This is a genomic window from Limnohabitans sp. DM1 (assembly GCF_001269385.1).
Taxonomy (GTDB): Bacteria; Pseudomonadota; Gammaproteobacteria; order Burkholderiales; family Burkholderiaceae_C; genus Limnohabitans_A.
Genome location: NZ_CXOO01000061.1, coordinates 1 through 11,537, shown reverse-complemented (window position 1 = coordinate 11,537; position 11,537 = coordinate 1). Strand labels below are relative to the sequence as shown.

The window sequence follows — 11,537 nt, the reverse complement described above, 5'->3', positions numbered from 1 at the left end:
AACCAGCCGCCTTGGTTGAGCGGGGGCATGCTCAGGCCGTAGCTCGGTGGTGGCGGCTCCAGCGACAGCCAGAACAACTTTTGACCTGCGAGATGCTGGCGCCTTCGCTGCCCACCCAGCCCGTGAGGGCAAAGTGGCTGTTGCTCAAGTTGTTGGCTACGGTGGTGCCGTCATAGGTTTTTTCGACCGTGCCGGTCAAAGCTGCCTGCAAGCTGGCTTTGGTGATGTTGGCGGTGGTGGAGGCCGCGCCCGTGGTGGTCAGGGTGTAGTTGGCCCAGTTGCCGCTGCCGTTGGCTGGGGTCAAAGCCGTGACATCTGCCACATTGACCGCGATGCCGCTGGCGGCGTTTTTGTCAGCAAAGACACCAACGCCCGTGACGCTCAGGGTTTCGCCTGCAGCGGTGCCGCTGATCACACCCGAGGTGATGGCCGCGACGGTGTTGCCGTCATAGGTCTTGTGGGCCGCCACGATGGCGTCCAAAGTCACCGACTTGGGCGTGATGTGCGCGCTGGTGGACAAACTGCCGGTGGTGCTCAGGCTGTAGTTGGCCCAGTCGCCCGAGCCATTGGCCGGTGTGAGGGTGGTGACATCGGCGATGGTGACGGTTTTGCCGTTGGCCACGTTTTTGTCTAAGAAGCTGCCCGAGCCACTGATGGCCAAGGTCTCGCCCGTGACGGTGCCACTGAACGTGCCCGACAAGATGCTGGCCGTGGTGCTGCCGTCATACGTTTTGTGGGCGGCGGTGATGCTGTCCAGACTGACGGTCTTTTTTGCGACAGCGACTTTCAGCTGCTGATCATTGGACAGCACGGGGGCGTACTTATTTCCGATGAGTGAGCCGTAGTTGTAGGCATTTTCGGTGTATTTCAGGTAGCCCGTTCCGCTGTAGCTGGCGTTGGACAGGGCTGCTTCACTCAGGTCATTGGCGAGGGCTGCGCCTGAAATGTGGAATGCACCTGTGTCAGTTGATTTGTCTACCGTGCCATTCGCAGCACCCAAAGCATTTTTCACAGTTGTCCACAACGCTGTTTGGGAAGTCGCATCGTTCTGAGTGTTGGCATCGCCATAGCTAGGGTTGACGCTGACACCCCGGGTTAATTCCAGCGCCACTTTTTCGCGGAACATGACTTGGGCTGTCGTTCCTGCACCGCTGATACCCATGCTGCTGGGGTCGTACTTCACAAATGAATCGGCATTCTGGCCATTGCTGCCAATAGCCGACAGGTACAAGTCGCTCAGCGAAGCATCCAGATTTGACAAAGCACCTGTTGCGCCCGTGCCTGAGGAGCCGGTGTAGACATGGAGTTTTCCTGTGCCGGTATTTGACACGCCTGCACCCAAGGTGGTTTTGACGTTTGAGGTCAAGCCAGCACCTGCCGCGCTGGCCACGCCCGCCCCTAGCACCACATCGCCCGATGCGCTGTTGCTGATGGTTTGGGTGATGCTCAGGTCGCCCGCTTGGGCGGTAACGACGACGCCTGTGGCGGCGCTGACGCCGTCGATGGCGGTGGTGCCGTCAATCAGTGTCGAGCTGCCCACGGTCAAGGCACCTGTGGTGGCGTCGATGTTGACGCTGCCTGCGGTGGACTTGGCCGCGACGGTGATGGCGTTGGCTTCGGTGACGTATTGGTCGCCAGCGGATTCCATCGACAAGGTGGCCACATCGGTTTGTATGCGGCTTGTGGATGTGCCGATGCCGCCACCGGCTTTGATGCGCAGCAGTGATGTGGCCGAGGCAGTGGCGTTGCCGTCACGCAGCAAGGACCCTGTGGCGTTCAGGTTCACATTCGCACCGGTGATGTTTTGCTTCAGGGTCAAATGGCCTGGCGTACTGCCTGCTGCGGTCGTGATCGACACGTCACCTGTGGCGCTCAGTCCGGTGGTGTTGACTGTGTCGACTTCCAGATCGCCTTGGTGGGTGAGCGCCACTGATCCGGTGTTGCCAGCGAGTTTCTGGACCGTGTTGTTGGCGTTGTTCAGGGTGTAGCTGCCGCCTGTGCCCAGCAATTCCAGACCTGCCGCGTTGATGGCCTGGGCCTGCGTGACCGCTGCTGTCGAACTCAAGGTGGTGTTGCCCGAGGTGCTCAGGCCCGCCGTGTTCACGGTGTCGATGGCAAAGGCTTGGTTGTTGGTCAGGCTGACCGTCTTGGTGTTGCCTGCGAGTTTCTGGATGTCGTTGCCTGTGTTGGTCAGCGTGTGCGTGGCGTTGGCGCCCCGCAATTCCAGGCCTGCGGCTTTGATGGCGGCCGTCTGCGACACCGCGCTGTTGGCGCCTGTGGCGTTCAAGGTCAGGGTTTTGGAGGCCTCAACCGTAGCAGTGGTCCCAGGGTCATCACCCGCAGTCAAGACCGCATTCACTTCGATGTTGCCACCCGTTTGCAAGGTGATGTTGCCCGTCGTTGCTGCGGTCGTTGTAGCACCTGAGACAGTGATTTTTCCTGTGCTTGCGGTGTCACCGATCACCAGATGGCCTGCGTTGATGCGGTTCAGTTCGCTTTGATCGATGCCCAGCTTTTGGCTCGCAAGTGTGGTGCTGAGCGTATCAGCGGCGCCCATCACAATCTCGTTGCCCGAAGTCCCCGTTTTGATATTGACGGTGCCTGTTGTACCTGCATCCACAGCAGTGGCAGCGCCCCCCAAGGTCAAGGTATTGGCATGGATGTTGATGGTTTTGCCGTCAGTCACTTTCAGGGTGCCATTCAAAGCACCATTGTTGGTGATGACGACGGCCCGATGGGCAGCTGATTGGGTTTGACCCGCGATGGTGAGGCTCTCGCCAGCCTCCATCTTGGCAATGGATCGGACACCATCGCCCGATGTCGATGCGCCCATGATGTTCAGGTTGCCGGTGGCATGGATAGCGCGGTTGTCAGCGAAGTTGATGACGTTTGTGTTTGTACCTGTGGCCCTGCCAGAGCCTGCAGTGATCGCCCCTGTGGTTGAATCAATGCTGCCCGAACCCAGGGTGTTGCTGGCTCCGGTGGTCATGCCCGCACCCGTGTTGTCAAAGGTGATGTTCTTGCCCGTGATTTTGGTGTCCGACGTCAACAAAGGCGTGCCGCCGTTGTTCAAGGTGCTTGACAGTTGGTTGTTCAACAAAATGCCGCCCTGATTCGACTGAACCAACACGTTGCCTGTGGCTTGAAGCGTGGTGTTGCCTTGCAAAGCGCTGGCACCTGCGGTGTTCCATGCCGTGGAGGCAGTGGCCGCCGAATAAAAGTGGATGGCGTTGGCCGCCGTGTTGTTCGTTTCACCCTGCACAAGGATGTTGCCCCCAGCAGTGACTTGAACACCGGAGGCGATGTAAACCGCTTCAAACACGTTCGTTGCCGATGCTCGGTTGTTGCCGCGCAACGTGATGTTGCCGGTCGCGATCAGTCTGGGCACTTGGGCACCCCAGCCGCTCTCAGCAAAGTGAAGGCCCCGGCCAGTGCCTGCACCTTGTACGGTGCCTAGAATGGCAATGTTTCCACTGGCGTTGACCGTTAAAAAGTTAGGTAATCGCTGCACAACAACACCAGAACCGCTAGAGCCCGAAGTGGTGTTGGCCACACCTGTGACCGTCAGATTTCTTGTCGTCCAGGTCGTATTTGAAGGGTTTTGAATATTCACACCAGTGCCATTGGCGCTTACTCCATCAACCACCACGTCAATGCCCGTGGCGCTGATGGTGGTGTCCCATATTTGAACCGCCGATGTGTTCAATCCCGTTTGCCCCAAGATGCTCAAGCCACTCAGATTGGATGTGTTTTGACTGACGTTGATGGTGCCGCGAACAAAGGTGGGTGCATTCACGCCAACCGTTTGCTGTCCAATCGTCACCCGACCCATCGCGTTAATGACGGCGGTGCTGGCATTCGCCGAAACCCTTACACCATTGCCACCGGCTGTATTCGTGTTTGAGCCCTTGACCGTGGTGACACCAGTACCTTGGTTTTCAAGTCCAACCGTGGCTGCATCCCACACACTCACACCCGCACCAAAATTGCCTTGTGCGTTGCTGTTGCCAGTGATGTTGCTGTCGGTGTTGCCCGTGGCTTTGAAGGTGACAGAACCATTCAAGTAAACGCCGTTGACGCCAAACGAATTGCCCGCCGCAACCGTGTGCGTGCCTGTGACTTGGAAGTTGTCTGCGGTGATGCCAGAGCCGTTGTTGAACACCACGCCGCTTAGACTGTTGTTGGTAACGCCGTATGTGTAGGTGGGGCCCAGTTGAACGCCAGAGGTGTTCTTTGACGTACCCGTCAGGGTCACTTGGCCACCGTTGGCGTCAATCACGTTATTCAGAGCAATACCCTGGCTGTTCGAGGTACTGGTAGCGTCGCCGTTGGCGGTCATGACGACGTTCAGCTTGCCGCTTGAAGTGGCGTCTGTAGCAGCACGGCCGATGCGTTGGTTCACCGTGATGCCGTTGTTGGCGGTCAAGGTCAAACTGGCGTCGCTGCTGCCTGACTTGACAATTGCTGCATTCACCACAATGTTCCCGTCGCTCAAGCCTGGTGAGCCGGCAAGACCGGTTTGGATGTTGACGCTGGTGCCCGAGTTCAGGTTGGCCGCGATGTCACTGGCCAGAATGAGCGAGTCCGCGCCCGGGTTGTAAGTGCTTGAATAAGCTGTACCCGATGGGCCACTGGGCGCAATAGTGATGTTGTAGGGGTCCAGCAACCAGTCTTTGGCCAAAACACGGGTGCCCGTGGTCACTAGGTATTGCCCTGAAGTCTCCACGAAGCCACCCTTGGATTCCAGTCGCGCCCCACTCACATCGCCCACCGCCGCCAACACATTCGTGTCTTTGTCTCGGCCAATGTAAATATCGCCGCCAGCTGTGCCCTGGGTGCTGTTGGCCTTGATGCTGCCGTCTACCCGGATGTGCCCGCCATCGGCCAGCAGGTGCACCGCGCCGCCTTGCTCGGCCGAGGTGTCTATGCTGCCAGACTGCAGCACGCTGGCCATGACATGGCCCATGGCCGCAACCTGCATATAGACCTGACCGCCTTCGGTGACGATGGTGCCGCCTTTTTGGTTGGCCACGGCCGCGTTGATGGCAGATGGGCTCAGTGCCATCTTGATGCGGCCCGTGCCCGTCATGGGCAGGGTGATGGCATCGGCTGCGCCCAGGGCGACGTTGCCCTGGGGGGCGTAGATCTGACCTTCGTTAGACACACTGGCGCCCAGCAGGGCCACATAGCCGCCGGGGGCTGCTGTCAGTGTGCCTTGGTTGACGACTTCGCCGGTGGCCCCGTCGCGGGTGAAGCGCTTGCGACCGGCCATGAAGTCGGCGTCTGAAATGTTGAGCGTGCTGGCCGTCAGGCCCGCTGCGCTGACCGAGCCGTCTTTGCCAAAAGTGACGCCGTTGGGGTTGACCAAAACGACCTGGCCGTTGGCCGACATCTGGCCAAAGATCTGACTGGGGGCCACCCCAGTGACGCGGTTGAGCAGCACGGCCTGTGCGTTGGGCTGAACGATGTTGACTTTGGCATCTTTGCCAATATCAAAGCTTTGCCAATTGACCACGGCGCGGGCGGTGCTTTGGTGGATGGCCATGTTGGCGCCGCTTTGGCTGATGGCCGCTGCGCCCTGGGCCACCTGGCCGCCAGAGGGCAGGGCGTTGTTGGCTGGGGCTGACCAGGCCAGGGTCACGAACGCAAACCCCATACTCACCACGCCAAAGTAACTGGCACCCGCAGTGGCACGGTTCCACAGTTTCTGATGTCCTGCACCGTGACCGCCCGTGGCTTTGCCTTGCCCGCTGGTGTGCTCGCCAACAGCAATCAATGCCCCCAAGCGCTGAGAAAAGACGGTCTTGAATAAATTTGAATTCATTTGTGAACACCAAAATTGGACAAAATAACAAATTGTGAAAATTATTTAATTAATTCTCAAATGTGTTTATATTTGATTTTGGTGAAATTAGTGTCAAAAGTAATCACCCATTTGGGGTACTCCACTGTGTTTTTGTGGAATTTGATAAAAATTTGATTTTTGATCACAAATGGTCCAAACCAAGCGCGATGTTTCTGGGCTTGTAGCTTGCCCTGCAAGCAAAAAAGCAAGCGGCCCCCAAGCGTTCTCTCGGATCGGCTCTTTGAAGTCTTGTGCGAAAGACTGCGGCGCATCTTTGCCGCTTGATTCAGACCAAAGATGTTTGTATTGATGCTCTCTTGCAGGAGCGGCGCCCTCGCCGCAATAGGCCCATGCAGACCCATACCCTTTGCTGTAGGCGTTGCGCCCTGTCGAGCTTCGCCCGCCAAGGCTGTACCCCGCAAAGCGTAGTAGGCTTGCGGCCCATTGAAGGAGTCACATGTCCATCGTTCGTGTTGAAAAATCTGCACCGGCTTCTGAGGCCCAACGGGCCTTTGATCGCCTGCTGGCCCGGGTGGCGCTGTTGTCGGGGCAAATGGCGCGGCTGCAGGCCTGGTCAGATCGGCACCGTTATGCCCACCTCCAGGTCTTGCGCGATGCGGCCGAGCAGACGCTGGCTCTGAACAAAAGCCTCATGTTGTTTGTGCATGAACGCGTGCAGAACAATGATTTGACGGCGCAGCAGCAGCGCATGGCGCGCAACAAAGTGCGCAGTCTGATCGCGGCCTTGCCAAGCCTGGCGGACCCGCAGGTGCAAGCGGTGGCTGATCTGTATGCCCAGGACGAAGAGGAGCAGGAGGCCGCACAGGCGCAGGCCGAGGCAGCGCAGCAGTTGCGCGAAAAGATCGAGGCGGCCTGGGGGCAGCCCATTCACAACCCCAGTTTGTATGACACCCCCGAAGCGATGATGCAAGCGGCCATGGGCCAGTGGCAGCGTCAACAAGAGGCTGATGAGGCGCGCAAAGCCGCCAAACGCGCCGCCCGCAAGGCGCAGAAAAAACCGGCAGCGCAGCAAAAGGCCCAATTGCAGCAAACCGACGCCCAAAGCGCCTTGCGCACGATCTTCAGGCAATTGGCCAGCGCTTTGCACCCTGACCGTGAACCGGACGAGGCCGAGCGTCAGCGCAAGACCGCGTTGATGAGCGAGGTCAATGCGGCGTATGAGCGGCAAGACCTGAGCACTTTGCTGCGCCTGCAGATGCAGCTCGCGCAAGCGGATGTGTCGGCCGGCCATGCGGTGGCCGATGCCAAGCTGGCCGCCATGTCCGTGCTGCTCAAGGAACAGGTGGCCGCGCTGGAGGAAGATCTGGCGCAATTGCAAGCGCGATTGACGCGGGAGCTGTGCATTCATGTCCGTGCAGAGATGCCAGAGGACTCCCTCACGCAAGCCCTGCAACGCTTGCAGGCCGATCAGCGGCACGCCGTGGACAGCTTGTCCGCCGATTTGCGCCGCATCCAGCGCGGGCCAGAGCTCAAGCGTTGGCTGAAAGAGCAAGCCCTGCAAGCCAAGCAGGCCGCGCGGATTGAGGCCGTGGATTCATCTTTGTGAAATGCGCATGGGATGCATGGGCCGTCGCGCCGGGGAAATGATGCGCATGGCTTGTATTCGCAGGTTGGTGGCAACAGGGCCGACATGAGGCCTGTGCCGAAGCGGGTAAACGTCGGACTCTTCGCGTACCGATCTACGGAAAGACAAAGGACTGGATGAATAGAAAAGCCCTCAGGCTTGCGCGCTTGCCGCCTGGGCCTTCGCAAATGTGGCCAGTCGCGCGATGGCTTCCTGGGCCGATGGCAAGACATCGGCGTGCATTTGAAAAACATGCCAACGATGCGCGGTGACCTCGCAGCGGCTGCTGACACCAGCTTGTTGCAGCGCGTGGTGCAGCGCAAGGGCTTGTGGGCAAAGCATGTCATCGGTGCCCACCTGAATCAGCGTGGGCGGTAAGCCGTGCAAGGGCTGGTGCAGCGGGGAGACTCCCGGCTGATCGGCCCCATGGCCGCCCAGGTAATGGGCTGCACAGGCCTTTGCCCAGGGCATGCTCAGCATGACTTCACCAGCGGGCACGGTGACCGGCTTGCTTGGCGATAAATCTGCCCAGGGTGCCAGCAGCAGGAGGGCTGCTGGCAGGGGCAGGCCCTGGTCGCGCAAGGCCAGGGCAGTGCTCAGGGCCAGACCGCCACCCGCAGAGTCACCCGCCAGCAGCACCGGGCCTTGGGCTTGCAGCGCCAGGCAGGCGGCCGTGGCATCTTGTAAGGCGGCAGGAAATGGGTGTTCTGGTGCCAGTCGGTAATCCAGCGACAGCACGCGCAGCCCGCTGGCTTGGGCCAGGCGTGCGGTCAATGCGCGGTGTGTGGCCGGGCTGCCCAGGCAATAGGCGCCGCCGTGCAGGTACAGCAGAGTGATGCCGGGTGTGGCCCCATTGGAGAGTGGCAAAAACCATTCGCCCGCGCAGCCTGCGATGTGGACCGATTCGGTGCGCACACCCGCAGGCATGCGCGTGGCTTGGGCCATCAGCCGCAGCCAAAGCCTTTGAAACCAGATCGGGCAGCGTGGCGACAACACGGGTTTGAGCAAGCAGCGCAGCGCAGTGCGCAGCACGTCCGAGGCCAGGGCCTCACGCCGGCCATGGGGCGTGAATGTTTGGGGTGCGCTCATGTGGAAGTCCTTGGTGGGGCGGTCATGCGTGTGCAGCATGTTTCCAAACGGATGGCGAGTGAGCAGCTGCTTACGGCGTTCGAGATGCTTGTGGGCTCAACTGGTAGAAGTCGCCAATCGCCTGCCAAGCGGCTTCGGGGGTGTCCACGTAGCGAAACAGTTGCAGGTCTTGCGGGGTCACGGTGCCTTCTTCTACCAGCACGTCCATGTTGATCAGGCGTTTCCAGTAGTCGGTGCCGAACAGCAAGATCGGCACTGGCCGCGCTTTGCGGGTCTGAACCAGGGTCATCACTTCAAACAGTTCGTCCAGCGTGCCAAAGCCACCCGGAAACGCCACCAGGGCTTTGGCGCGCATCATGAAGTGCATTTTGCGCAGTGCAAAGTAATGGAACTTGAAGCTCAAATGCGGGGTGACGTAGGGGTTGGGCTTTTGTTCGTGGGGCAGGGCGATGTTCAAGGCTACAGAGGGTGCGCCCGCTTCCTGAGCACCGCGATTGGCGGCTTCCATGATGCCGGGGCCTCCACCGGTGCAAATGTAGAGTTTTTCATCGTCGGGAAGGCTTGCGGAGGATTGCGCCACCAGGGCTGCAAAGTTGCGGGCGTTTTCGTAATGCTGGGCGTTGCGTACGAGGGTTTGGGCTTGGGCGATGGCGCTTGCTTGACCCATGCGTTGTGCGGCCTGCAATCTGGCTTGGGCGCTGGCCATGTCCAGAAAGCGCGCACTGCCAAACACCACCACGGTGTGGTCGATGCCGGCCTCGGTTTGCGCCAGATCGGGCTTGAGCATTTCCAGCTGAAAGCGGATGCCCCGTGTTTCGCGGCGCAGCAGGAACTCGGGATCTGCAAAGGCGAGGCGACCGGCTTGCGGCTCCAGCCAGGCGGCATCGTGAAAGTCGGTTTGGGTTTCCGCCCAGGCATGGGGCAGGGAAGGCGATTGGAGGTCTGGAGTGCTTGGCATGGGCTTGATTGTGCATGGCCTTTTGCGATGGTCCTTGCGACAACCTTGAAAACAACCACCTCTGCTTGGGCCCATGAAAAAAAGCCCCTTGCGGGGCTTTTGTCGGGAGTCGCCTTTGATCAGACGCGCTTGCGGTATTCGCCGGTGCGGGTGTCGATCTCGATCTTGTCGCCTTGGCTCACGAACAAAGGCACTGGCACTTCCATGCCGGTGGCGATCTTGGCGGGCTTGAGCACTTTGCCGGAGGTGTCGCCTTTGACGGCGGGCTCTGTCCAGGTGATCTCGCGCACCACGCTGGTGGGCAATTCGACCGAGATGGCTTTCTCGTTGTAGAACACCACTTCGAGTTCCATGCCGTCTTCGAGGTAGTTCAGGGCGTCGCCCATGTTGGTGGCTTCGACTTCGTACTGGTTGAAATCGGTGTCCATGCAAACGTACATGGGGTCAGCGAAGTAAGAGTAGGTGCACTCTTTTTTGTCCAAGATGACTTGGTCCATCTTGTCGTCAGCGCGGAACACGACTTCGGTGCCGAAGTTGGCGATCAGGCTTTTGAGCTTCATGCGCACGGTGGATGAGCCGCGGCCACCGCGTTGGTATTCGGTGCGCAGGACGACCATGGGGTCTTTGCCGTGCATGATGACGTTGCCGACGCGGATTTCTTGAGCGGTTTTCATAGGAATTGAGTCTGAAATGAAAGAGGGTGGCTTGAAGCCAAGCCCATTATTCTAACCTGTGGGGCCTGCTAAGGCCGAGGGCCCTTGCAGGCGCTCAGTCCCGCGCCGTCAGGCCATGGGCCAGTGCACCCAGCACAATGCCGCCCAAAGCCCACAAGATGTCGGTGTTGCCTGTGCCCAAAGCCGCAATGGCTGGGCCGGGGCACACCCCGCTCAAACCCCAGCCCACGCCAAAAATGGCCGAGCCGATCACGGTTTGGCGGTTCCAGCTGGCCGGTTGCGTCAGGAACTGACCACCCAGCAAGGGGCGGCCCAGCCAGCGCGGAAAACCTTTGTAAGCCAGCATGGCCAAGCCCGCTGCGCCGCCCATGACCAGCATCAGGCCCCAGTCCTGAAAGCGCAAAAAGCTCAAAACCACGTCGGGCTGAACCATGGTGGCCAAAGACAAGCCAAAGCCAAACAAGGCCCCGGCGATCAGGGTGACCAGTGCCTTGGGCAGAGAAAGTGTGTGAGGGTTCAGCGGGTTCATGCCAGGCCTTTCGTGAACATTGCCATCAGGTTGGCGGTCATGAAGGCGGTGGCCATGAAGGTCAGCACCGCGCCCAGCGAAGGCAGTTGCAAGGAGCCGAGGCCACAAATGCCGTGACCGGATGTGCAGCCATTGCCCAAGCGCGCACCGTAGCCGACCAAAAAGCCGCCCACCAGCAGCTGCCAGGCGGGCACGCTGGTGTGCTGCGCCTCGCCGTCCGCCAGCGTGAACCGCCAAACCAGCGCCCCCAGCACCACGCCCAGCGCGTAAACCAGCCGCCAGTTGCGGGTGCTGACAAAGCGCGCTTGCTGAAAAAACGCCCGTTTGGACACGAACGACCAACTGCTGGAAAAGACGGAACTCATGCCGCCAACCCAGCCGTTGAACAAATACAGCAGCGCCACGCCAGCGCCAATGGTCAGGCCGCCCAGCAGGTAGTGCTGCCAGCCGAGGGGGAAGAGGGTGTCGATCAGAGTCATGGGTCGGGATTATCGGGTACGCGGATCTGGTCAAATTTGCGGACATCCAGCTTGAAGGCTCTAGCAGGCTGCTGAAATACTCAACGATTCAGAGGGGCCACCTTGCCCCGAAGATGCATTTTCAGATTTTCATTTCGCATTTTGAAATTCCAGTGGTTTGGAACGCTTCAAAACCGCGTTTTGACGCACCTATCCCTGCTTTTTTCGCTCATCGGGCACCTTGCAGACGCACCTGTTCCAGCGTGCGCAGTCGCGTGAGGTTGTAGGCCGTCATCGTCAGCACAAACATCTGATCGACTTTCTCCAAACCTCGCACCAACACCTGGCGCATGTGGCCCACAGTCTTAGCCCAACCAAAGCCTTGTTCGATGCGCGGTC

General features: G+C 59.6%; 9 protein-coding genes and 1 pseudogene. 1 reads left to right on the top strand and 9 read right to left on the bottom strand.

What is annotated here, in order from left to right; genetic code table 11:
• From AMM33_RS22625 to AMM33_RS22195, 3 genes and pseudogenes are all read right to left on the bottom strand, one after another.
• On the bottom strand, window positions 1–77 hold a 77-nt coding region (locus AMM33_RS22625; protein WP_228768267.1), incomplete at its 3' end, for a hypothetical protein.
• Between the two features lie 185 nt (window positions 78–262).
• A pseudogene (locus tag AMM33_RS22200) lies at window positions 263–5,824 on the bottom strand (YDG domain-containing protein); the annotation flags it as partial.
• A 56-nt stretch (window positions 5,825–5,880) separates the two neighbouring features.
• On the bottom strand, window positions 5,881–6,252 hold the full coding sequence (locus AMM33_RS22195) for a hypothetical protein (protein ID WP_194945603.1): 372 nt from the start codon (window positions 6,250–6,252) through the stop codon (window positions 5,881–5,883).
• A gap of 50 nt (window positions 6,253–6,302) precedes the next feature.
• Here AMM33_RS22195 and AMM33_RS19855 point away from each other — a divergent pair, with 50 nt between their 5' ends.
• Entirely contained in the window at window positions 6,303–7,412 is a 1,110-nt protein-coding gene (locus tag AMM33_RS19855) for a hypothetical protein (RefSeq protein ID WP_090142978.1), read from the top strand.
• 171 nt (window positions 7,413–7,583) lie between these two features.
• On the opposite strand, the gene AMM33_RS19850 is transcribed toward AMM33_RS19855, so the two are convergent.
• The 6 genes from AMM33_RS19850 to AMM33_RS19825 form a co-directional block, all read right to left on the bottom strand.
• On the bottom strand, window positions 7,584–8,519 hold the full coding sequence (locus AMM33_RS19850; protein WP_194945602.1) for an alpha/beta hydrolase: 936 nt from the start codon (window positions 8,517–8,519) through the stop codon (window positions 7,584–7,586).
• Window positions 8,520–8,589: 70 nt separating this feature from the next.
• Window positions 8,590–9,477: an LOG family protein gene (locus AMM33_RS19845; RefSeq protein WP_090142976.1), complete on the bottom strand. Its 888-nt coding sequence runs from the start codon at window positions 9,475–9,477 to the stop codon at window positions 8,590–8,592.
• A 119-nt stretch (window positions 9,478–9,596) separates the two neighbouring features.
• Window positions 9,597–10,151 carry an elongation factor P gene (gene efp, locus AMM33_RS19840; protein WP_062404128.1) on the bottom strand — a complete coding sequence of 185 codons (555 nt, stop codon included), beginning with the start codon at window positions 10,149–10,151 and terminating at the stop codon, window positions 9,597–9,599.
• Window positions 10,152–10,245: 94 nt separating this feature from the next.
• Window positions 10,246–10,680: a DUF6691 family protein gene (locus tag AMM33_RS19835; RefSeq protein WP_090142975.1), complete on the bottom strand. Its 435-nt coding sequence runs from the start codon at window positions 10,678–10,680 to the stop codon at window positions 10,246–10,248.
• On the bottom strand, window positions 10,677–11,159 hold the full coding sequence (locus AMM33_RS19830) for a YeeE/YedE family protein (protein ID WP_090142974.1): 483 nt from the start codon (window positions 11,157–11,159) through the stop codon (window positions 10,677–10,679). The genes AMM33_RS19835 and AMM33_RS19830 overlap by 4 nt, the downstream gene beginning before the upstream one ends.
• A gap of 208 nt (window positions 11,160–11,367) precedes the next feature.
• A partial coding sequence (locus AMM33_RS19825; protein WP_194945601.1) for a transposase occupies window positions 11,368–11,537 on the bottom strand: 170 nt, incomplete at its 5' end.

Excerpts from the sequence above, each read along its gene's own strand:
- AMM33_RS19855 (WP_090142978.1), top strand. The coding sequence starts at position 6,303 with ATGTCCATCGTTCGTGTTGAAAAATCTGCACCGGCTTCTGAGGCCCAA.
- AMM33_RS19850 (WP_194945602.1), bottom strand. The coding sequence starts at position 8,519 with ATGAGCGCACCCCAAACATTCACGCCCCATGGCCGGCGTGAGGCCCTG.
- AMM33_RS19845 (WP_090142976.1), bottom strand. The coding sequence starts at position 9,477 with ATGCCAAGCACTCCAGACCTCCAATCGCCTTCCCTGCCCCATGCCTGG.
- efp (WP_062404128.1), bottom strand. The coding sequence starts at position 10,151 with ATGAAAACCGCTCAAGAAATCCGCGTCGGCAACGTCATCATGCACGGC.
- AMM33_RS19835 (WP_090142975.1), bottom strand. The coding sequence starts at position 10,680 with ATGAACCCGCTGAACCCTCACACACTTTCTCTGCCCAAGGCACTGGTC.
- AMM33_RS19830 (WP_090142974.1), bottom strand. The coding sequence starts at position 11,159 with ATGACTCTGATCGACACCCTCTTCCCCCTCGGCTGGCAGCACTACCTG.